The 22,039-nt window shown below is 60.0% G+C and carries 17 protein-coding genes; 1 reads left to right on the plus strand and 16 read right to left on the minus strand.

The window, feature by feature from the left end; all coding sequences use genetic code 11:
* Positions 1-261: 261 nt before the first annotated feature.
* The 16 genes from H7H48_RS01060 to H7H48_RS01135 form a co-directional block, all read right to left on the minus strand.
* On the minus strand, positions 262-1,683 hold the full coding sequence (locus tag H7H48_RS01060; RefSeq protein ID WP_229446985.1) for a sulfatase: 1,422 nt from the start codon (positions 1,681-1,683) through the stop codon (positions 262-264).
* Between the two features lie 2 nt (positions 1,684-1,685).
* Positions 1,686-2,606 carry a carbohydrate kinase family protein gene (locus H7H48_RS01065; protein ID WP_229446986.1) on the minus strand — a complete coding sequence of 307 codons (921 nt, stop codon included), beginning with the start codon at positions 2,604-2,606 and terminating at the stop codon, positions 1,686-1,688.
* Positions 2,603-3,634, minus strand: a complete 1,032-nt coding sequence (locus H7H48_RS01070) for an ABC transporter ATP-binding protein (RefSeq protein WP_229446987.1) — start codon at positions 3,632-3,634, stop codon at positions 2,603-2,605. The genes H7H48_RS01065 and H7H48_RS01070 overlap by 4 nt, the downstream gene beginning before the upstream one ends.
* 3 nt (positions 3,635-3,637) lie before the next feature.
* A complete protein-coding gene (locus H7H48_RS01075) occupies positions 3,638-4,471 on the minus strand; it encodes a carbohydrate ABC transporter permease (protein ID WP_065815939.1) in 834 nt (277 codons plus the stop codon).
* Complete coding sequence (locus H7H48_RS01080) at positions 4,468-5,343, minus strand: carbohydrate ABC transporter permease (RefSeq protein WP_229448049.1); 876 nt, start codon at positions 5,341-5,343, stop codon at positions 4,468-4,470. Before H7H48_RS01080 ends, H7H48_RS01075 begins: the two co-directional genes overlap by 4 nt.
* A 143-nt stretch (positions 5,344-5,486) precedes the next feature.
* Positions 5,487-6,752, minus strand: a complete 1,266-nt coding sequence (locus H7H48_RS01085; RefSeq protein WP_229446988.1) for an ABC transporter substrate-binding protein — start codon at positions 6,750-6,752, stop codon at positions 5,487-5,489.
* A gap of 79 nt (positions 6,753-6,831) precedes the next feature.
* Positions 6,832-8,394, minus strand: coding sequence for a hypothetical protein (locus tag H7H48_RS01090; protein ID WP_229446989.1), 1,563 nt, complete (start codon positions 8,392-8,394; stop codon positions 6,832-6,834).
* The gene (locus H7H48_RS01095; RefSeq protein ID WP_229446990.1) at positions 8,391-9,653 is read right to left on the minus strand and encodes a Gfo/Idh/MocA family protein; all 1,263 of its coding nucleotides are present in this window, start codon (positions 9,651-9,653) and stop codon (positions 8,391-8,393) included. Before H7H48_RS01095 ends, H7H48_RS01090 begins: the two co-directional genes overlap by 4 nt.
* A gap of 75 nt (positions 9,654-9,728) precedes the next feature.
* The gene (locus H7H48_RS01100; protein WP_229446991.1) at positions 9,729-10,712 is read right to left on the minus strand and encodes a hypothetical protein; all 984 of its coding nucleotides are present in this window, start codon (positions 10,710-10,712) and stop codon (positions 9,729-9,731) included.
* Between the two features lie 165 nt (positions 10,713-10,877).
* Positions 10,878-12,107: an NAD(P)/FAD-dependent oxidoreductase gene (locus H7H48_RS01105; RefSeq protein WP_229448050.1), complete on the minus strand. Its 1,230-nt coding sequence runs from the start codon at positions 12,105-12,107 to the stop codon at positions 10,878-10,880.
* Between the two features lie 173 nt (positions 12,108-12,280).
* Entirely contained in the window at positions 12,281-13,933 is a 1,653-nt protein-coding gene (locus H7H48_RS01110; RefSeq protein WP_229446992.1) for an OFA family MFS transporter, read from the minus strand.
* A gap of 265 nt (positions 13,934-14,198) precedes the next feature.
* Positions 14,199-16,217 (minus strand): HAMP domain-containing sensor histidine kinase, encoded by a 2,019-nt coding sequence (locus H7H48_RS01115; protein WP_229446993.1) that lies wholly within the window; start codon positions 16,215-16,217, stop codon positions 14,199-14,201.
* A complete protein-coding gene (locus H7H48_RS01120) occupies positions 16,210-17,610 on the minus strand; it encodes a sigma-54 dependent transcriptional regulator (protein ID WP_229446994.1) in 1,401 nt (466 codons plus the stop codon). The genes H7H48_RS01115 and H7H48_RS01120 overlap by 8 nt, the downstream gene beginning before the upstream one ends.
* An 85-nt stretch (positions 17,611-17,695) precedes the next feature.
* Positions 17,696-18,778, minus strand: a complete 1,083-nt coding sequence (locus H7H48_RS01125) for an ABC transporter substrate-binding protein (protein WP_229446995.1) — start codon at positions 18,776-18,778, stop codon at positions 17,696-17,698.
* Complete coding sequence (locus tag H7H48_RS01130; protein ID WP_229446996.1) at positions 18,775-20,184, minus strand: sensor histidine kinase; 1,410 nt, start codon at positions 20,182-20,184, stop codon at positions 18,775-18,777. The genes H7H48_RS01125 and H7H48_RS01130 overlap by 4 nt, the downstream gene beginning before the upstream one ends.
* Positions 20,184-20,861, minus strand: coding sequence for a response regulator transcription factor (locus tag H7H48_RS01135; protein ID WP_229446997.1), 678 nt, complete (start codon positions 20,859-20,861; stop codon positions 20,184-20,186). Before H7H48_RS01135 ends, H7H48_RS01130 begins: the two co-directional genes overlap by 1 nt.
* A 168-nt stretch (positions 20,862-21,029) precedes the next feature.
* Here H7H48_RS01135 and H7H48_RS01140 point away from each other — a divergent pair, with 168 nt between their 5' ends.
* Positions 21,030-22,004: a tripartite tricarboxylate transporter substrate binding protein gene (locus tag H7H48_RS01140; protein WP_229446998.1), complete on the plus strand. Its 975-nt coding sequence runs from the start codon at positions 21,030-21,032 to the stop codon at positions 22,002-22,004.
* Positions 22,005-22,039 lie beyond the last annotated feature (35 nt).

Consider the following 22,039-nt stretch of genomic DNA (forward strand, 5'->3'; position numbering starts at 1 on the left):
GATGACGACTGAAACGGTCACACCGGAGCCTGGGCCGGCCTTAACCAGCGTCAAGCCGCAGATGCCCATGAAGCACCAAAGCGTTGGCACGGTGGTTCTCGTGGCTCACCTAGCACGAGACAAAAGTTTTTGACAGTCGGCGCCTGCCAACACGAGCTTACGGGCTGTTAAACCCCAACCGATCGGCCGTTCAGGCGGAAATTGCGCGCATGTAGCGATGCCAAGGCCCGGTCGGGAAAGCTGCTGTAATCGCTCTTCCAGTCAGGAGCCACCACGCCCGTCAGTCTTGGGATGATGGATGTCGAAATCGAACCTGTCAGGCAGGACAAGGCCTTGCTCGAGATGGTGCGACACCGCACGAACGGACACACCGTCGCGGTAAAGCCACGGGTCGGCAGTTTCTCGCTGCCAGTGTTCCATTCGCGTACGAAGCTCGGCCAGCAACGCCGCGTGATCCGGCTCGTCCGCAAGATTGCGAACCTCATCGGGATCAGCCTCGAGATCGTAGAGCTCTTCCGCCGGTCGGCGTATATAGCTCTCCAGCGATCTCTCCCCTATCATGACCGGTGCGCGGTTGCGCATACCCTCCCAGGAGAGCGAGCCATAGAGATCACCGGAAAAGGGAAAATCCAGTTTCCAGGCGACATTGCGATGATATTTGTAGCGTGGGGTCCGCAGGAAGCGCGTCGGCCAGTAGTTCGTGATTTCATGAAAGGTGTGTGACCCGAACACGATCTGCCAGTCCGGCAGGAGCGCTGCTTCTTCCAGAATGGGCAGCACCGAGCGGCCACGGCGCGCACCCTCCCCACCCTGCCAGCCCGCCCAGTCCAGAAAGGTCGGCAGCACATCGGCGAAGGACACAAGGTTTGGATTGACCACCCCGCCCAGGCGACCAGGAACGCGCATGATCAGCGGCAGATGAACGCCCGCGTCGTATAAGGTCGTTTTGGAATTCAGAAACGGGGCACCATTGTCGCTCAAAAAACAAACGAGCGTGTCATCGGCAAGGCCCTGCGCCTTAAGAGCTGCAAGCACGCGTCCCACCCCCTGATCGAGCCGGTGCACCGAGCTGTAATAGGCAGACAACTCCCGGCGAACCTCCTCGATATCCGGCAGGAAAGGTGGCACCGTGACCTTCTCCGGCGCGTATTGCCGCCGCTCGACGTCCGGATCGAGTTCCTCCTCATTGCCAAAACCGCCGCGGGTCATGTCGCGGTGTGGGTCAACAAACCCGATCGTCAGGAAAAAGGGCCGGTCCTCGCGCTTGGCCCGCTGGAAAAACGCCTCTGACTGGCGGGCCACCCATCCGATGTTTCGGGTCGCGCTTTCTTCGCGCACCGACCAGGGATAAACGCTTGGCGGCCCCACGTGGATTTTGCCAATGATGCCCGTCAGATGGCCGAGCCGGTTGAAGAGAGCCGGCGCCGTTTCGACATGATCGAAGGTCATGAAATGGTGATTGTCATGATGCAGGCCATACTGGCCGTTCTCATGGGTATGAAGGCCCGTATAAATCACTGAACGGCTGGCGCTGCAGGATGCCGTCGACGTGAAAGCCATGTCAAAACGTGTTCCGGCAGCTGCCAGCGCATCAATGTGCGGGGTATCGACGGCCTTTTCGCCGTAACAACCAAGCATGCGACCGAGGTCGTCGGCGATGAGGAGGAGGACATTCCGCGCCATGGTCACGCCGCAGGTGCCAGTGGAGAAGATGAGCGGGGAAACTCCGAAATCACCCGGCCGGCCACATCAATGCCGCAGGCAAGCGCTGAGCGAATGGAAGCGCCCCCCGCGACGGCATGCAAATAACCTGCATTGAATGCGTCCCCTGCTCCGACCGTGTCGAAGACGGAAAGGTCACGCGCTCCACATTCTGTGACCGCCCCATCGCACAGACAAAGCGCGCCTTCCGCCCCACGTTTGACGATGAGCCGGGTTGCTGGTCGCAACCGGGCTGTGAACCAGGGGAAAGCCTCCGCCAGCGTCTCCGCAGCGGCGAGGCCGATGGTTTCTTTCTCATTGAGAAGGATATGATCGGAATGTTGGAGCCATTCCTTGGCCTGGTTGCGCGCCTCTGGCGTCCACCCCTCCCCGGGCCAGCCGGGATCGATCGCGATTTCCGCCCCCCGGCCCTTTAGAGATCGAAGCAATGCGTCGTGGTCAGGCAACAATGCGGGCATGGTGAAGGCACCACTGACCAGCGCCAGACCGGTTGATACATCCACATTCCCTGTCACCTGCTCAAAGAACGGCAGGTCGAGATGGTCCAGATGGCCGTTGGTGGAAAAAAAGGTGCGTTCCGCGCCGGCATGCAAGATACCCACGGAAATGCTGGTGCGCGCAGGCAGTGCCCTCACGCTGTCGAGCGGACCATCGAACTGCTGTGCGATCATCTGACCTGCAGGATCACTGCCGACTGCGGAGAGAAACCCACAAGGGTGTTGCAATCGCTTAAGGGCCAGCGCGGTGTTGGCGGCCGATCCCCCGGTTCGAAAATCCGATTGAGGCAAAAAGATTTCCGTCCCCGGCTCCGGCCATTCGTCGATGCAGCCCGTAACGAGATCGAGATTGGCGTTGCCGATGACAAATATCGTACGCGCGCTCATTCCTGTTCCCCTTGCACCAATTGCCGGTCGATTGGCTTGCCGTCTTCGTTGAAGTGATGAATGCAGCCTGCCCGCGGCGTGAGAAAGACCGTGTCGCCAGCCTGGAAGCCGTGATTGCCGACCGCTCTGGCGTTGATCATGCCCGACTTTTCAGTGGCGACGTGGATGAAGGTGTCGCTGCCGAGCTTCTCCACCAGTACGACAGTCCCCTTCCATCGGCCCTCGGTGTGTGAGACATCCAGGTGTTCCGGACGAACGCCAATTGCGTGGGCGCCGGCAGCAGTCGGTTCATCTCCTTCTATGAAATTCATTCTCGGCGAGCCTATGAACCCGGCGACGAACCGGCTGGCGGGGTTTTCATAAAGCTCGAGTGGCGTGCCAACCTGTTCCACCCGCCCGGCATTGAGAACCACAATGCGGTCCGCCAGCGTCATCGCCTCGACCTGGTCGTGGGTAACGTACACCATCGTCGTGCCGGCAAGGCGTTCGTGCAGACGGGCGATTTCGATACGCGTATCGACCCGCAGAGCGGCGTCGAGATTCGACAATGGCTCGTCAAACAGAAACACTTTCGGCTGACGGGTGATTGCCCGGCCGATCGCGACGCGCTGGCGTTGCCCGCCGGACAGCTGCTTGGGCTTGCGGTCAAGATATTGCTCGATCTGAAGCATGCTCGCCGCTTCCCGCACACGGCGGTCGATTTCCGGTTTGGAAAGCCGCGCCTGCTCCAGACCGAACGCCATGTTGTCGTAAACGTTCATGTGCGGATAGAGCGCATAGGACTGGAAGACCATGGAGATACCGCGCTTGGCCGGCACCACGGAATTCACACATGTCCCATCGATGAAAAGCTCGCCACTGGTGATGTCTTCCAGACCGGCGATCAGGCGCAAAAGGGTGGATTTGCCACAGCCGGAGGGGCCAACGAATACGATGAATTCGCCTTTTTCCAGCGACAGATTGATATCGTGTAGAACTTCGACACTGCCGAAGGATTTTTCAACCGATCTGAGTTCGACAGAAGCCATGGTTTACCCCTTGACCGCCCCGGCGGTGAGGCCAGAAACGATCTTTCGCTGAAAAATGAGAACGAGCACCACAAGCGGCAGGGTGACGATGACCGATGCCGCCATGATGTTGCCCCAGGGAATTTCGAATTCACTGAGGCCGGAGATGAGTGCGATGGCGACCGGGACGGTGCGCTGGGAATCGGTCGACAGGAATGTGAGCGCGAACAAGAATTCGTTCCACGCGTGGATGAAGGCCAGCAAGCCGGTGGTGACCATGGCAGGCCACATGAGCGGCAGGAAAATGCGCCAGATGATCGTGAATGAGGACGCTCCGTCGACGATGGCCGCCTCCTCGATCTCCACCGGCATCTTGCGCATGAAAGTGGTAAGCACCCAGACCGTGAACGGAAGCGTGAAGATCATGTAGGAGAAAACGAGCGACCAGAGCGAGTTGAACAGACCAAGGGCCCGGATCACCTCGAACAGACCCGAAAGAACCGCGATTTGCGGAAACATGGAAACCGAGAGGATGGTCAAAAGCAGCAGGCCGCGACCGCGGAAGCGGATACGGCTCAGCGCATAAGCGGCAGTGACGGCCAGAAAAAGAGAGATGAACACCACCACCGTCGCGACGAAAACGGAGTTCAGGATCTGCTTTCCGAAGACGCCATCTGAAATCATGCTCCAGTAGTTCGCCAGCGAAGCCGCCTCCGGCAGATAGTTGACCTCAAAAATCGATTGTCCCGATTCCAGCGAAGTGAGGATCGCGTAGTAGAAGGGAAACACCGCCTGCAGGACGATCACGCCCACCAGCCCATAGAATGCGGCTGTCTTTATCCATCCGGACCAGGTCATCGCTCGTCAGCCTCCACATTCATGCGCGTCGCCCAGATGAAGCTGATGGTCAGAAGGGCAATGATGAGAAAAAGCAGCGTCGAAGCGGCCGACCCGTAAGCGAACTTGTCAAAGTCGAACAGATTATCGCGCGCAAAGACCGACATGGTGCGTGTGCGCTCATTGTTTGGCGTCAACACATAGATGATGTCGAAGACGCGCAGTGCGTCGAGCGCGCGAAAAACGATGGCGACCAGGACGGCGGGCATGATGAGCGGCCAGGTAACGCGGAGGAACAGCCTTACAGGACCGACGCCATCCAGGCGCGCGGCCTCATAGATGTCGCCAGGCACCATCTGCAAGCCGGCCAGAATGAGCAACGCCATGAAGGGCGTGGTCTTCCAGATATCCACGATGAGAACGGCGAGCATGGCCGTGTCAGGCGATGCTGTCCAGGCAATCGGCTCGGCGATGATGTGCAGGCGGAGCAGCATATCGTTCAGGATGCCGAACTGATCATGCATCATCCACGCCCACATTTTCGCCGAAACGATGGTTGGGATTGCCCAGGGGATGAGAACCGCGGCGCGGACGAGGCTTCGCCCGCGAAATTCGCGATTGAGAACCAGTGCGATCACCAGCCCGAAAACGGTTTCGAAGAAAACGGAAATGATGGTGAAGCGCAGTGTATTCCAGACGGCGCGCCACCAGTCGGCATCCACCAGGAGACCGAAATACTCACCTTCCCCGTCACCATAGTCCAGATACTCGAGATAGTTGCGGAACCCGACCCATTGCGCCTGCCCGATAAGGTCGATCGATGCATCGGTGAAACCGAAATAGATTGTGCGGATGAGCGGATAGGCCGCTACGGACGCCAGTACGAGCAGCATCGGCGTGAGAAACAGCCAGGCCGAAAGAATCCGTTGCCTGGAAAGCGTTGATATGCCGGCCTTGCTCGCCACGTGTTCCGATCCTCCATTTCGGAAACCGCGCTACGCCTGCCCTAGCGGGAAGACGCAGCGCGGATTGCTTCTTACCAGGCTGAGCCGCGCAGGCGGTTGAGCCGGGCTTCCAGCTTGCGCAGGTTCTGCTCAGCTGATCCGTCGCCGGACAACGTGTTGTGAACCGCCGTCCAGAACTCCGAAGACACTTCGTTGTATTTGCGCTTGGTTGCAGCCGACGGACGCGGCAGAGCGTTGTCGACGACCGGTTTCCACAGCGGGATGAACTCCTGTGCTTCGCCCACTTCTGCATCGGCATAGACCGCGTTAAGCGTTGGCGGCCGCGAGGTGATGATCGCACGTTCTTTCTGATTGTCGTAATTGTTCAGGAAGCGCACCAGCTCGATGGCTTCCTCGGGATGCTTTGAATATTTGGAGACCCCCAGATGCCAGCCACCAAGGGTGGCAGCCGACTTCTCACCTTCTGCGCCAACCGGCAGCGTGGTCACCGCAAAACTGTCCTTGACGGGCGAATCATCGCCAGCGGCCAGCGCATATGCATAGTTCCAATTGCGCATGAACACGGCATTGCCGGACTGGAACAGGCCACGGGCATCTTCTTCCTTGTAATTCAGCACGCCCTCGGGCGCGATGCTGCCAATCCACGATTTGGCAAGTTCGAGTGCCTCGACCGCCTTGGGGTTGTTGATCCCGATGGACCCGTCTGTTTCGACAATCCGGCCGCCGCCAAAGCTGGCGATCCACTCTTGCGCGTTGCAGGTCAGCCCTTCATAGGCTGCGCCCTGAAACACGAAACCCCACATGTCCGAATTCCCAGCCTCGCGCTCGGCTTCCATGATGCGCTTGGCGGTTTCGGTCATCTGCTGCCAGGTTTTTGGCACCGGTTCATTGTACTTTTCCAAAAGGTCTTTGCGATAGTAAAGCGCGGGAGCGCCCAGGAACATGGGCAATGCAACCAGCTTGTCACCCACGGTCTGCGATTCCACCGCGGCTGGAACGAAATCCCCGATGATGTCCTTGGTGTGCTCGGTGAGGTCGACAAAATGCTCGGCGATCTGCGGCGCACCAATGACGTCGATACGATAAACATCGATGTCGCTCGACTGTGCAGCAAGCCAGAGTTTGTATTGGCCAAATTGATCAGTGGTGGATTCGGGCATTGATACAATGTTGACCGTGTGGCCAGTTTGCTCCTCGAAACGGTCGAGTTCTGCGCGCAGGACCTCATTGTCCTTGCCGATGGCGCCGTGAACGATGTTGAGCTCAGCGGCGCTGGCCGAATAGACCATCAGCGAACTGCCGATGATGGCTGTCGCCAGTGCTTTTAGTGGCTGCATGACATTTCTCCCTTGGTTTGTTCCCAGCTTGCTTTCTTGTTTGCCGGCATCTCCCTGCCGGCTGGGCGAAACAGCGTTCTCATGAAGGACTCTCCTGACGACAGAACACAGGCGAGGTCCAAGCCATCTGCCCATTCGTTTGGCTAAGCCGCACATAGACGTTTTCGCCATTCCTGAATTCGCCAAGACCGACGCTACCCTGCCATTGCCATTCGTGCGGGCGCGGTAGAGCGTGGAAACGATAGGCAGGGCTGTCGATCGGGCCGAGATTGCCACTAAGGGCTCCCTCCGCCAGGCGCTTGACCGGGACCACGATTTCCTGATCGTCCAGCCTTGCCCTGATCCTGCCCTTACGGGCTGTTCGGATGTGCAGCGCCATGCCCTGCATGGCCGGTGTTACATTGTTCGGGTTGGCTTCGGCGGTCACCTCGAAACGAATCTTGTCGCCTGCAATGCTGATGGACGGCATGGGATGCTCCGCATCCTCTCCCTCCAGCGGCGAGACGATCTCAGCACCGCGGAACCGCGGCTCGACCCTGAGTATCTCGCCGTCTTCGAGAGCGATCTCGCCAAGCCAACGATGCGAAGTCCCGCGCGCGCCCCAGCCAAGCTCCAGGTGAAGCATGGTCTCGATAAATCCATCGCTTTCAGGCGTAATGGGGGCCGGCGAAAGCGAGGGCGTGATCCTGTGCCAGATCCTGCCATTGCGCATGATGTCGATGGCGTCGATTGCTCCGCCACCCACGGCTTCAATGATGAGTTCGGCGTCGGCTTGAGGGGGAATTATACCCCCTTGTATCGCATCGCCCACGACAGTCAGGAGATGAATATTGTCGCCTGTCAGCGCATTGGTCTGGCGTTCTCGCATCGCCGACCATATGGCCGCGCGATCCCGTCCACGCGCATAAAGCCCCATGCGACCATGGCCATAGGAACCTGGAAAACCACTGTGGTGATCAGTGTTGCCCACAATGCCGAAGACGTGGCCTGCCGCCAACCCCGCTTCCATGGTCGAACACCCGTCCACCGGCCCCATGGAATGAAGATACCCACGCGCGGATTCTGATGTTTCGGCGCAACCATGCATCGAGAACATCTCCACGAACGGCGAAAGCGACGGCTCGAAGGCCTCCCAGTCAATTCCTCTGGCCCCGTGCCGATATCCGATGTGGTGCGGAAACGAGAGAGCCCTTGAGCCTTTTGCACGATGAAGATTTTCCCGCAATTCGGCCGGGCTCTCGGCAAACTGCATATCGGATGGCTCGAGATCCGCATAGACGATGGTCTGATCGCCATAGGCGCAGGAGTGAATCTCATAGCCAGGGAATACGCTGAAATTGCCCTCATCATCGTAGTGCTGCAGGGTTTTGAAGTGCGCGGGCCAGTTTTTTCGCAGCCGGGCAAAACCTTTTACGTGGAAGTCGACAATGTGAGCCACTTCCGGAACGTCGATCGGCATGTCGGGCCAGGCGGCATGGCCCGTGACCGAGACGAAATCGAGCTGTAGTCGCGCTCTCGCAAGCGCATCCTCAAGACGTCCGTGGCCATATGACATGGCACAATGATTATGGATATCCCCATAGAGCGGCACCACACCCAGCGCGGTAGCCAACGGCATCATATGGTTGGGCAGGTGTTTCAAAGGGCGGCCTCAAGGGTCTCGGGGTCGATGGGCTGCCCATGGCGGCGGAGCGATTTCTGTGCGGCCAGAACCATGCGCAGGGACGCCACGCCCTCGGCAACACCCACGGGAGGGGCTTCTCCAGCGTAGAAACGGCGGAGGGTGCGAACGAGTTGGAGATCCGCGCCGAAATGCGTGGATCCGCGTTCCGGGTCCTTGAAACCGATCGTTTCGCGGCGGTGGCCATAATCGGCCACGAGGTCGATCTCTCCTGAATGCCGCTCCATGCGCAGGCGACCGGAGGAACCCACAATCTCCAATGTCTCCTGATCTTCTGCCCAGGGGCCGAAGATCGCAAAGAACAGGCAGGCGGTCATGCCATTGGCGTAGCGAACGCTGATGACGGCATGGTCATCAATGTCGGAGCCCGGCAGATACACGCAATTGTCGTTTCGATGCTCGACCCTGCGGGCACGGGTCCAGCTTGGATTGGCAACCTGGCCGACCCCCTCGAACCGGTCGACGAGCGTTTCATGTCTGCGATAGGGGCACTCCCGCTCGCACTCGCTGCAGCGCTCCGGCGCATCCGGATCGGGTTTGAAAATCCCACTTCGCCCGCCCACGGCGGAGACAGAGAGAGCGGGTGCGCCTGCGATCCAGTTCAAAACGTCGAAATGATGGGACCCCTTGTCGTTCAATGCACCGCCGGAGCGCGCATTGTCGCGGTGCCAGAGCTGAAGATAGCGCGTATAGGGTATGACGGACCGCAGAAGGATCATCTGCGGATCGCCGATCGCGCCTTCATGCGCAAGGCGCGCGGCTTCAATCCAGGGCCGTTCATAGCGGCGGGTAAAACCCATCATTACAGGCGCGCCAGACTGCGTTTCTGCCGCCTTTATGGCAAGTGCATCGTCAAGCGTCACCGAGATCGGCTTGTCGAGATAGACCCGCTTTCCGGCGGCAATCGCCGCCTCAACCGGTTTGCGATGTGCATCGGTGTGCGTGGTCACCAGCACCAGTTCGACCGACGCGGAGCCGACGGCATCGTCCAAAACGTCAAAGACCCTGACCCGGTGGTCGATGCGGCGATCTGCATAGATAGCGTTGAGATGCTCTGCAGCAAACTGCGCCCGATCGGGCAATGTGTCGTACACACCTACGATCCGGAACCCGGTCTCGGCAGCGATCTCGGCCATGCGTGTTCCGACGAAGTAGACACCCCGCTCCCCCGCACCGATGATCGACACCCCGACCGTGTTTTGCGGCCTACCCAAATCCATGCCTTCTCTCGCTCCTCCAGATTGCGAGAGAAATCTATTTGAGTATAATTGTCGCTACAATATAACTTATACCCATCAATCGAGCTTAATGATGCTGCCGTGCGGCTTGTAGCTGATCTCCAGATAATGCGTTTCGGGCTCCCTATCCCGAAACGCAACACGGTCTGCAAGAAGCGTCTCGAACAACGCGAATTTTTCGGCGTTACTGTTGCCAACGACATCGAAGCGGTTCAGGTGCTCCGAAGCGAAATCGGTGCTTCCGAGCATCACGACGCTCAGGTTCTCATGAACGGCCGGTCCGAGTTCGTGAATGGCCCGCTCCAGCATAAATCCCTCCGTCACGCCCCAGACGATCAGCGCGGTGAAAGGCAGGCTGCCATCCGGTTTCTGCTGTCGCGCGAGAGCTTCCTGGATATCTGCGACACTGTATCCGCCGGGCAACTTGTCGATCTCGATCAACCATTCCGGTCGCGAGGATGGCAAAGACTTGCTCAGCAGCAGATATTCCCGCCGCGCCATGGCAATCTGTCGTGCCTTGTGAGCCGAGGTGAGAAACGCGATACGCTCATGCCCCTTATCGCGCAGGACCCCGAATGCAACGGACAGCGCCTCGCGCCAGTTGGTCCCGACCGCGTCAGCGTCGATGCCAGTTGCGGAAACACCATCAATGACAATGCTCTTCACATGTTTTCGCAATGCAGCGAGAAACTCTATGGAAAGCACCTCGAAGTGGAGCTGTAAGAGACACGTCTTGAACTTGCCGATCTTGCCCAGAACAGAGAGGGCCTGCTCCTCGGTCGAATACCCGATCTGCAGAACGCTGATACCGCGTTGCTTCAACCGCTGCTCGACCTCTTGCAGAACGTTGCGGGCAATCCGGCTGTCGGAAACCCGATAGAGGACCAGAAGATCTCCTTCCCACGCCTCCTGCTCATCCTGTTCATAAGGATCACAAACAACGATGCCGGCTCCGGGGCGAGCCCGGATTCTTCCCTCGGCCAGATAGGGTTGCAAAGCACGCTCCACGGTGCGTTGAGCCGTGGAAAAGCGCCGCATCATCTCACGAACCGTTGGCAGGTGATCTCCCGGAGCAGCCCCAGAGATCCGGGCGTCAAGCCATTCCGTCAGGGATCTCAATTTGGAGGCCGTGGATTTCTGCATCGCTTGAGTATAAATTCAAAATGAACTCACTTCAATCAAGCGCCGACCTATTTCCTCTTCGCGTCAACGTGCAGCCATCGCCATCGCCGCCTTCAAGGCGGCGAGGCCTTCATGCACCAGCGCGACGGGAGGGGAAAACCCTGCGGCCAGCATCCGCCGTGCCATCATGTGTTCGCCCGGACGATTGACGGTTTCGACAGCCACAAGCCGCTCGCCGGAATAGAGATATACCGCGAATGCACCGCTCGCAGGGTCGCCGGTCATTACCTCCCCGTCGACATTGAGGGTAAGTCCCGCCATCTGCAGCTTACGCTCACCCTGATCAGACCAGAACCAGGGCACCGCATCGTAGGTGGCGTCCTTGCCCAGCATCGATTTTGCAGCGACACGCGCCTGATCGGTGGCATTCTGGACCGATTCAAGGCGCAATCTCCGTCCGGTACCGCTCTGCGGGAAGGAAACGCAATCGCCGATCGCATAGATGTCCGCTGCAGTGGTGCGACAGGCGACATCCACATGAACACCGTTGTCGCAGACAAGACCAGCAGACTGGGCCAGGGAGGTGTCTGGCAGTGCTCCAATTCCCACCAACACCAGATCAGCGGGAAGCACGTGGCCGGACGATGTCGTCACACCAGTTAAATGGCCGCGCTCGCCATCAAACCGCTCGATACCGGTATTGGTCATGAGCCTTACGCCGAGGCTCTCGTGATAAGCATGCATATGCTCTGCAACGGATCTGCTTACAGCGCGGCCGAGGATGCGATCAGCCGCTTCGATGACCGTTACGCTCATTCCGGCCACGGCAGCAGTGGCGGCCACCTCAAGTCCGATAAAGCCGCCACCGATCACGACGACGTTCTGTGCTTTCGCCAATGCATCGCGCAGACGACGAGCATCCGCGCAGTCTCGGAGATAAAAAATACCCTTGAGCTCGGAGCCCGGGACCGACAGCCGGCGGGGCTGCGCCCCTGTGGCAAGCAGGAGCTTGCTCCATTCAACTTGGTTGCCGTCGTCGAGCCTCAATGTGCGGGCAACCGGGTCGATGGCCGTCGCCCGAACACCGCGAAGCAATTCGATATTGTTTGTTTCATAGAACGCCTGCGCCCTCAGGATCTGCGGCTCCGCATCGGCGGCTTTCAGGAATGCCTTCGAGAGCGGCGGTTTATGATAGGGAAGTTCTGGATCTTTCGAGACAAGCGTTAGCCGCCCCTCAAACCCTTCCTCGCGCAGGCTCGAAGCAGCCTGAACGCCCGCGTGGCCTGCACCGATGATGATGATATGCCCGTCCAGTGTCCGTCTCCCGCTTCGAGCCACCCCAGAATGCCAAGATCGACATAGTGGGCGTTGGCCTCTTGAGCAAGGTGGAACCGAAGACGCCGCCGCTCTCCCTTCGTGGCCTGGTTCAAGCGATTTTTGCCCTCCGGCGGGGCTCACACCGGAGGGCAGCGCTGCAACAACCCTGCTTAGAACAGGGCCGCGGTCTTCTGCAGCGTGATCCAGACACCCCACAAAATGGGAATGCCGACGACGGCCCAGGCGGCCAGCGCCTTGCCATCGAAACCGCCCTTGCCGATGCCGAAAGAGCCGGTGGGGCCGGCATCGGCCGCGGCAGACTTTGCCTGAAGCCTGGCGACCTCTTCTTCCGACATGTACCACTTCTCCGAAAGCGGCTTGACCAGCATGTTGCAGACCAGACCGAGAAGCAGCATGCCGGCAAGGATATACATGGTGAAGTCATAGACCTGTTCACGCGGGATGCCGGCATTGAGCTGGGCCTCGCGAATGTAATTCACCACCACCGGGCCAATGATGCCGGCCGTCGCCCACGCCGTCAGAAGACGACCGTGAATGGCGCCGACGAACTGGGTGCCGAATATGTCGGCCAGATAGGCCGGCACCGTGGCGAAGCCACCGCCATACATGGACAGAATGATCCCGAACATCAGAACGAAGAGCACCTGGCTGCCCATATGGGCTGCAGAAGGGGCCAGCGCATAAAGCACGATGCCAATCAGAAAGAAGGCGTAATAGGTGTTCTTGCGGCCGATCTTGTCCGACAGCGAGGCCCAGAAGAAGCGTCCACCGATGTTGAACAGTGAAAGAAGACCGGCAAAGCCCGCGGCAATTGCGGCAATGGCAGACTTCTGTGACGCATCCAGCTCGTTGAATGTCAGCTCCGGCATGCCGAGCAGACGCCCGCCAAAAATCTCCTGAAGCATGGGCGAGGCCATACCGATCACGCCGATGCCTGCCGACACATTGAGTGTAAGCACGGCCCAGATCAGCCAGAACTGCTTGGTTTTGTGGGCATCGCGCAGATGGACGTGCCGCGATGTGATCATCGATTTTGCGCTCTTTTCCGGCGGTGTCCAACCCTCCGGGCGCCAGCCCGCAGGCGGAATGCGATAGCCGAACGCGCCCCCCATCATGAAGACGAAATAGATGGCTGCCATGATCAGGAAGGTCTGCCAGACACCTACCGAATGGGCGGTCTTGAACGTGTTCATGAGCATGTCGGCCAGGGGCGCGCCGATCATGGCGCCACCGCCAAAGCCCATGATTGCCATGCCTGTCGCCATGCCGCGCCGGTCCGGAAACCATTTGATCAGGGTCGAGACCGGCGAGATATAGCCAAGCCCAAGGCCGATGCCGCCGATCACGCCGGCGCCCAGCCACATCAGCCAGAGCTGGTGAAACATCACGCCGATGGCGGCCACGGCGATGCCGCCGCACCAGCAGAAGGCTGCAACCACGCCCGCCTTGCGCGGGCCCGCTCGTTCGAGCCAGCCGCCCCAGATCGCCGCGGCAGACCCGAGCAGAACGAAAAACAGCGTGTAGATCCAGCCCAGATCCGAAACGCGCCAGTCACAACTCGTCGTGAACAGTGCGCTGACAAGGGTCATGTCCTCGCACACCACACGCTCAGAAATGCCGATGGCCTGCGTCAGCGGAAGCCAGAACACGCTGAAACCATAGGCCATGCCGATGCACAGATGAATCGCGAGAGCAGCCGGTGGCACCAGCCATCGGTTGAAGCCCGGCTGGGCGATGATCCGCTCCCTGTCGAGAATGCCGCCTTCGGGGGCGCCGGATAATGTTTCACTTGCTGCGGACATAAGTCTCCTCCTCCCGCCGGGTTACCCGGCAGCCGTCCTGCTGGTTAAACATGTGATGATCCCGATTGATGCGGCCTGCCGCCCTCCGCAACAGGCGCGCCCGGGTCGGGACCCGGATGTCGATAGCGTCCTCCTCTTACCTCGACGTGAGATAAGCAACGCTCGTGCCAGCAAGCACGCGTCAATGATTTCATGGACTTATCGGATGCGCGATCGCCGCAATGGACAATTTGTCCAAATCATCAGGACAAATTGTCCGGCGCGATCACCGGGCTTCGGGCAGCCAGATCGTGAAGCAGGTTCCCTTGCCGGGTCGGCTTTCCACCGAGATTTTGCCGCCCTGGCGGCTTACCAGCGTCTGGCTGATCGACAGGCCAAGACCGGTTCCTTCGCGCCGCTTTGTGGTGAAGAACGGATCAAAGATCTTCTCCAGCATTTCGGGCGTCATGCCGACGCCGGTGTCGGTGACCTCGATGGCGAGTCCCTGCCCGGCCTCCATATCCTCATCACGGGTGATGATTGAAAGCGTCCCTCCGTCGGGCATGGCGTGAATGGCGTTCACGATCAGGTTCACGAGCACCTGCTGAAGTTCCGTGCGGTTCATCAATACGAGCCGGGTGGCCAGATGGTGCTGGTTAACGGTGATTTCCGCCTTGTTAAGCAGGTGTTGAACGAGGGGCAGCGTATCCGCGATCACGTCTTTAGCGGCGTGCCGTTCCAGAAAACCTGCATATTCCTCCGGCTTTGCGAACTGGAGCAGCTTGGTTACGATCTGGCTGATGCGGTGCACCTGCTCGTCTAGGAGGCGGAATTCGGTTTGCGCCTCGTCGGCTCGCTCACCCATCACCTGACGCACCACTTCAAGGTTGCCCTGTATCACCGCAATCGGATTGTTGATTTCATGCGCGACGCCGGCGGTGATCTCGCCAATGGCCGCGAGTTTTTCCGACATGATGAGCTGCCGGGTTGTGGCCTCCAGCTGCCGGTTTGCGAGGCGCAGTTCGCGTGTGCGCTCCTCGACGCGCGCGTTCAACTCCTCGTTCCAGGCGCGCAACTGCCTGTCACGCTCCTGCAATTGCTCCAGAAGCAAATCGAGATGCTGCGCCACCCGGCCGATTTCATCATCGACGCCGCGAATGCCCGTGCGCGCGCCCAGATCCCCGCCCTCCACCTCGGAGATCGTGCCCGCCATGCGCTCCAGCGGCTTGAAGATCGAGCGCGCCCAGCGCAGGAACAATGGAACGCTCAGCGCCGTGATCGCCAGAAACGCGGCAGCGATGGTCAGGAGCGTCGTGTATTTGGCTTGTGTGAAGGGCGCTTCCAGAAAACCGACATAAAGCATGCCAACCCGCTTGCCGAAACTGTCGGTGATCGGCTCATAAGCGGAGATATACCAGTCATTGACAACGAAGGCGCTGTCGAGCCAGACGCGCCCCTCGCCAAGCACCGCTGAGCGCACAATGCTCGAAACGCGTGTACCCAGCGCCCTGCGCCCCTCGAAGAGCCGGACATTGGTGCTGATGCGGACATCGTCGAGGAAGAGTGTCGCGGTTCCCTGGCTACCCTCCGGCAGGCTCGCCTCGCGATAGACGAGATCGTTGATCGTGTCGATGAACTCGAGGTTCCGGTTGAGGAGGTTGCCGCCAACAAGGGCGGCGGGGCGTTCTCCGGGAAGGCGAACCGGCGTTGCGGAGTGAACCACCATGCCGCGCGTTTCCGCAGCCCGGTCTGTCGGCACGGCGTTTGCCGTGGGCACCAGTTCCAGCCGGGCGCGCGTGGCAAGGGCCGGCGCGATCGCGGCCAGTTCTTCCCCGGAGAAAATGTCGATCCCGGTGGAAGCCTCCCCTTCAAGGGCCTTTCCGATGATCGGCCAGTCCGAGCGCGGTTCGTTTGCAAGTCTTGGAGCGGATGTGACAACCTTCCCGTCTGCCGGTATGAGATACAAAAAATCGAGATCGAGCGCGCTGCGGTGCTCTTCGAGGAGCGCTTCCAGTCCGTCGCCACCGTCTTCCACGATATCGCGAAACCGCGCTGAGTCTCCCAGCGCCGTGATCCGCTCTCTCGTGTTTTCCAGAAGCCGCGCGAAATATTGATGCGCGATGGTCAGATCGCCATTGACCTTGGAGATCAGCGCGGCATCGAACTTCGCATTCCACCGATAGACTGCCATGCCCAGAAGCAAAGGCAGGATCACAAGTGTCGGCAAAAGCGCGATCACGAGGAGGCGAAAGCGGACCGAACGTCCCTGCCCTCCGCGCCGGGCCGGTTCTAATCGGTCAGACATTCCAGGCCGCGCACTTGCGGTCGATTGTCTTGCGGGAAATGCCAAGTTCGCGCGCTGCCGCTTCTCGGTCACCGCCCAGCCTGTTCAGCACCGCCAGGATATGGCGACGCTCGATCTCGGCAAGGCTTTCTCCGCCCTCGGCGCTTTCAGGCCTGGCGCGCGCGCCTCCACCGAAATCGTCGGGGAAACGGCCGAGGATCAGCGTGCGCTCGACAAGATTGCGCAATTCGCGCACATTGCCCGGCCAAGCATAGGCCGCAAGAGCCGCCCGCGCCTGTGCCCCGATGGGCACTTTGGGCATTCCAAGCTGTTGCGAAAGCTTGGCCATGAAGAGAGCGGCAAGTTCCTGCACATCCTCACCGCGATCCCTGAGCGGCGGCAGATGGATCTGCATCACATTGATCCGAAAGAAAAGATCGGCGCGAAACTGGCCAGCCTCCACGAGATTTTCGAGTTCGGCATTCGTTGCAAAGACAAAACGCAGATCGACGGGAATTTCGCGTTCCGACCCCACGGGTCGGATACGCCGGTCCTCCAGCACGCGCAGCAGTTTGCTCTGCGTGGCAAGCGGCAACTCGCCGATCTCGTCGAGAAACAGGGTTCCCCCCTGCGCATGCATGAAAAGCCCTTCGCGCGCCGTCTCCGCCCCGGTGAACGCGCCCTTAAGATGGCCAAACAATTCCGTCTCGATCATGTCGGGCGGAATGGCCGCGCAATTGACCGGCACGAAGGGCTTGTCGGCCCGTTCCGACAAGGAATGGAGAGAACGCGCCGCAACCTCCTTGCCCGTGCCGGACTGGCCCGTCAAAAGGACCGAGGTCGGAAGCGGCGCAACGCGCGCAATCGTGTCGCGCACATCGCTGATGGCTCTTGAGCCACCGATCAGCTTGTCGCGCAGCAGAACGTGGTCGGAGGTCGATTTCAGCTCATAGCGCAGCACATAGTTTTCGCGCTGGAGCCGCATCTGGTCGAGGCAGCGCGCCACCGCGTTCAAAAGCTGGTTGGAGCGGAAGGGCTTCAGGATGAAATCCACCGCACCGGCACGCAGTGCCTGTATGGCGGTCTCCAGATCCGCATAGGCCGTCATCAGAATGGCGTTGGAGAAAAAGCCGATGGCGCGCTGCTCTGCGAGCCAATCCACGCCATTCTTGCCCGGCATGATGTTGTCGAGGATCACCACGTCATAATGGTTCGCATCGAGCTTGCGCGATGCCTCTTCGGTGTCAGCGGCCTCGTCAAGCCGCATGCAGCGTGGGCCAAGCGTGCGTGAAAGAAAATTTCTCATGCCCGGCTCATCGTCGATGACGAGGATGGAGGCCTGCGCCAGCCATGGGCCGAATTCCGGATCCGCCGCCATGTTGCGCGGTGCTCTTGCCGCCTGTCCGCTCGCCATATCCTGCCTGTCCCCCTCCCCAAATCCCCTCGAATGTGAGCTGCATGATTAGCCAAGCTTTCGTGGAAATCAAACAGAGGTTGCCTTACTCCGGGCCAGCCGCCTGAAAGGATTTGCGCCACTGGTCCAGAAACGCCTTGCGCTTGGCCTGGTCGAGCCCCACCAACAGAGCCGGCGAAAGCGCGATGGGCCTGAAAGCCGCCTCTTCCGCCGATGGGCCGGCGCCTGTGTCGAGGCTGTTGAGCATTTCCGGACCGTTGAGCGATGAGAGGAGACGCGAAGGCCCCGACAGAAGGCGCTGCCCGGTATCTGTCAGCGCGAGCGCGATCAGCGCATTGGCGGCGCGCTTGTTGCGGGCGTGGCGCGAAACGAGGGCTGCGCGCGACAATGCCAACGTGTAATCGGAGGGAAAGATGATGCCGATGCGCGGGTCCTCCTCCTGCCGTGCAAGCGCATAGGATCCCAGAACATTGTACCCAAGCACGAGCCTGCCGGTGCGCACACCATCGATCACGTCTGAACTGCAGCAAAAGAGTTGCGCGCGGTTCTGACCGAGGCTCTCCAGCAGCCGCCCCCATGTGGAGGCCTGCGAGGCGTCCTCGAATGCGAAGATATAACCGACACCGGAACTCTCAATGTCATAGGTGCCGATGCGGCCGCGAAAACGCTCGGTCTGGCGCAGGAGATCGACCAGTTCGAAGCGGTTGCGCGGAACTTCATCCTGCCCCAGACCTTCCCGGTCATAGACGATGACGGCCGGCTCGTAGGTCAGGCCAACGAGTTCATTGCGCCACGAAGCCCAATCCGGCAGATCGGGCGGCAGGCTGAAGCGGAACGGCTCCGAGCATCCGTCATTGACAAGCCGCACCTGTTCGGGAATGGCCGACGAAATGACGGTGTCAGCGAAAAACTCTCCCTTTTCACAGGCATCGGCGACGGCGGCGTAAAGATCCAGACTGGTCATTTGCCGATAGATGACCGCGGTGGAAGGGTTGGCGCGCTGGAACTCGTGAATCAGCGGTTCTATGAAAACAAGATCGGTGACGCTCCCGATGACAAGCGTCTCGATTTCCTCGCCGGGCGCATCGAAACGCGTGTCTTCCGCCCTGACCGATAGCGGCACAATCCATGCTGCCAATAGACACAGCCCGAGTATCAGGTGTCTCATGATGCTTTCGTTCCTTCCCGGGCGAGCGGCAGGTCAAGGCTGATCGTGAAGCCTCGCGCCTGGCGATCCAGCCTGATGCGGCCATGGTGAAATTCGGCAACCTCCCGCACGATGGCGAGCCCCAATCCGGCGCTTTCGGGCTTGTTGGGATTGATTGCAAAGCGATGGCCGATTTCGGTGCTATCGCTGACGGGCAGGCCCTCGCCCTGATCGGTGACGGCAATGGATGCCTGGTTCTCGTTCACAGAAACCGTGAGATCAATGGGTGGCTTTCCATGCGCCTGCGCATTGTTCAACAGGTTCTTGACTGCTTCACGCAAGCTGAATGCGTCACCACGAACCATGACGGGCTCTTCAGGGAGATCGAGCCTGATGCGCAATTTGCGCCCGCCTGCCAGTTGAACGAAATCGCGCTCAGCGCCAACGGCGATACGGCGCAGGTCCAGCGGCTCAAGCGGGGCAGTATCGGCGCGATGCGTCACGAGCGCGTGGCTCAGAAGCTGGTCCGTAAGACGGTTCAGGCCGATCGCGCGGCTGCGGATGCGGCGGTGCAGGGCCTTCAGTCGTTGCGGATCATCCTCATCCAGCGCGAGTTCGCTATGCGCTCTCAACGCGGTAATGGACGTTCGTATCTGGTGAGCGGAGTCTGCAACGTAGTCCTGCATCGCACGCACACGGCGGTCGAGCCTGCCCATAAACCGGTTGATCGCGGCCACGAGCGCAGAAACCTCGTCGGGTGCGTGCATGGAAAAGGGCGAGAGGTCGAGCGGATCACGCTCGAGGATCGCTGTTTGAATACGCTCGAGCGGGCGCATGGCATAGCGCATTGCAAGCAGCGCCAGGATCAGGATCGCCAGCCCCGCACCGGCGATGACGGCGACGGCCTGTGTGACCATGCTGCGCGCCAGTTGCTCGCGGCTGCCTGTCGTGTGCGCCACAATGATATGGATGTCGCCGCTCACCGCCCTTTCAGCCAGTCGGCGCAGCATGACGAGCGCGCGCACCCGCTCACCCCCAAACTGAGTTTCGTATGCATAGCCTCCTTCCGGGATAGTGGCAGCTTCGGGCGAAGGGAAATCCTCGTAGCCGGTGAGTGTGGTGCCATCAGGCTGCGTCACGCGGTAGAATACGCGCTCATCCTTGGCGAGCGAGAGGAGTTCGAAAGCAGACACGGGTATGTCGACGCGCACCTCGCCTTCGACAACGAAAATGCGCTCAGCAATCTGCAGGGCGGCTCCCTGCAGGAGCCGGTCAAATGCCTCATTGGCTGCCTGCCGGCCATAGCCGTAGGCCGCCCAGATCGTGGCCGCTACCGCCAGTGTCAGCACCAGCGTGAGCGAGATCGTCAAACGATAGACGATTGAAAGGGTGCGGCCGGGCAAGGCCTGACGTACAGGGAGCCCCATCACGTCCCCGGTTCCATCGAAACCGCTTGATAGCCAAGGCCGCGTAGTGTCCGGATCTCAAGGCCGGAGCCCTCGATCTTTCGCCTGAGGCGTCCGACATAGAGTTCCACCGCGTTCGGGTTGCGTTCCTCGTCGTGGCCGAACAGCCGTGTCAGAAGATCCTCCTTTTCGAGCACCCGGTCGCGATTCGTCAGAAAGATTTCCAGGAGGGTCTGCTCGCGCCGCGTCAGTTCGCATGGTTCCCCGTCGATCAAAACCCGCCGGGCAGCCATATCAAAGGTCAGCTTACCGACCGACAATGTGCGGTCGGCATCACCGCTGCGCCGACGGACAATCGCACGAATGCGCGCTTCCAGTTCGCCCAGATCGAAAGGCTTGATCATATAGTCATCGGCGCCCAGATCGAGCGCATCGATCTTGTCGTTCACAGCCAGCCGTGCTGTCAAAACCAGCACCGGCACGCGGTTTCCGGCTGCACGAAGTTTCTTCAAGAACGCAATGCCCGACCCGTCCGGCAAGTTGATATCCAAAACGATCAGATCGTGCTGCGCCATGCCCACAAAGTGCTCGGCATCCTCCAGCGTTTCGGCGCGGTCGCTCACATGGCCGGCCTTTTCCAGCCGCCTTTCAATGGCTTCCGCGACGTCGCGCGTATCTTCAACGATCAGGAAATGCATTTTTTCCGGACAATGACAGCTTGTTGACAGGCTCACCCTATAGGCTCTCTTTCGTCATGAGAACAATCTCCTGACAAACCGTTCCGTCCACTGGGAGGTCGGCGGTATCGAAAAGATCGAGACAGGTTGCGCCCTTTTGTGGCGGAATCGCTCAGGAGGAGAAAATCTATGAAAAAGCTGCTCGGCCTTGCGGCCGTCTTCACGCTCGCATCCAGCCTGTCGGCCTTTGCGTTTGAGCCCAACAACACCGAATGCATTGCGCCTGCCAATCCCGGCGGCGGTTGGGATTTCACCTGCCGCCAGGTGGGCAAGACCTTGCAGGATCTCGACCTCGTGCCCGGCACGATGCAGGTGTCCAACATCGCCGGCGGCGGCGGCGGCGTTGCCTTTGCGGAAGTGGTCGGCAAACGCAATTCCGAAAACAACCTGATCGTGGCAGCCTCTTCGGCGACCGCGACACGCCTTGCGCAGGGCGCGTTTCCGGGCAACACCATGGATCAGGTGCGCTGGATCGGCTCGGTTGGCGCCGATTACGGAGTGATCGCGGTCGCCAAGGATTCGCCGATCAACACGCTTCCCGAGCTCATGGAGAAAATCAAGGCAGACCCCTCATCTGTGTCGGTTGCCGGCGGTTCGGCTGTGGGTGGCTGGGATCATCTCAAGGTGCTCATCGCTGCATCCAAGGCTGGTGTCGAGGATGTCCGCCAGGTGAAATACGTTGCATTTGATGGCGGCGGCGAGGCGGTTACCCAGCTTCTGGCCGGTTCCGTGCAGGCCTTTACCGGTGACGCATCGGAAGCCAAGGGATTTGTCGATTCCGGCGACATCAAGGTCATTGCGGTCCTTGCACCGGAGCGCCTTGAAGGCGATTTCTCGTCCTTCCCCACGGCAAAGGAACAGGGCATCGACGTGATCGGCGCCAACTGGCGCGGCTTTTATGCGCCTGGCGACATGTCCGATGAAGCTTATGCCTATTGGGTCGATGCCGTCAGCAAGGTCTATTCGTCCGACGAGTGGAAAGAGATCATGGCTCAGAACGGCCTTGCCCCGCTTGATCTTCAGGGCGACGAATTCCAGGCCTTCGTGAAGGAATCCATCGATTCCATCACCGATCTGTCGAAGCAGATCGGTATCGTGAAGTAACCATCCGAAAACACGCTCGGGCCTGCCGGGAGCAT

It is taken from the genome of Nitratireductor sp. B36, assembly GCF_020833685.1.
In the GTDB taxonomy this organism is placed as follows: domain Bacteria; phylum Pseudomonadota; class Alphaproteobacteria; order Rhizobiales; family Rhizobiaceae; genus Nitratireductor.

Coding starts and splice junctions, on each gene's coding strand:
- H7H48_RS01060 (WP_229446985.1), bottom strand. CDS start 1,683: ATGGCGCGGAATGTCCTCCTCCTCATCGCCGACGACCTCGGTCGCATG.
- H7H48_RS01065 (WP_229446986.1), bottom strand. CDS start 2,606: ATGAGCGCGCGTACGATATTTGTCATCGGCAACGCCAATCTCGATCTC.
- H7H48_RS01070 (WP_229446987.1), bottom strand. CDS start 3,634: ATGGCTTCTGTCGAACTCAGATCGGTTGAAAAATCCTTCGGCAGTGTC.
- H7H48_RS01075 (WP_065815939.1), bottom strand. CDS start 4,471: ATGACCTGGTCCGGATGGATAAAGACAGCCGCATTCTATGGGCTGGTG.
- H7H48_RS01080 (WP_229448049.1), bottom strand. CDS start 5,343: ATGCTGCTCGTACTGGCGTCCGTAGCGGCCTATCCGCTCATCCGCACA.
- H7H48_RS01085 (WP_229446988.1), bottom strand. CDS start 6,752: ATGCAGCCACTAAAAGCACTGGCGACAGCCATCATCGGCAGTTCGCTG.
- H7H48_RS01095 (WP_229446990.1), bottom strand. CDS start 9,653: ATGGATTTGGGTAGGCCGCAAAACACGGTCGGGGTGTCGATCATCGGT.
- H7H48_RS01100 (WP_229446991.1), bottom strand. CDS start 10,712: ATGATGCGGCGCTTTTCCACGGCTCAACGCACCGTGGAGCGTGCTTTG.
- H7H48_RS01110 (WP_229446992.1), bottom strand. CDS start 13,933: ATGTCCGCAGCAAGTGAAACATTATCCGGCGCCCCCGAAGGCGGCATT.
- H7H48_RS01115 (WP_229446993.1), bottom strand. CDS start 16,217: ATGTCTGACCGATTAGAACCGGCCCGGCGCGGAGGGCAGGGACGTTCG.
- H7H48_RS01120 (WP_229446994.1), bottom strand. CDS start 17,610: ATGGCGAGCGGACAGGCGGCAAGAGCACCGCGCAACATGGCGGCGGAT.
- H7H48_RS01125 (WP_229446995.1), bottom strand. CDS start 18,778: ATGAGACACCTGATACTCGGGCTGTGTCTATTGGCAGCATGGATTGTG.
- H7H48_RS01130 (WP_229446996.1), bottom strand. CDS start 20,184: ATGGGGCTCCCTGTACGTCAGGCCTTGCCCGGCCGCACCCTTTCAATC.
- H7H48_RS01135 (WP_229446997.1), bottom strand. CDS start 20,861: ATGCATTTCCTGATCGTTGAAGATACGCGCGACGTCGCGGAAGCCATT.
- H7H48_RS01140 (WP_229446998.1), top strand. CDS start 21,030: ATGAAAAAGCTGCTCGGCCTTGCGGCCGTCTTCACGCTCGCATCCAGC.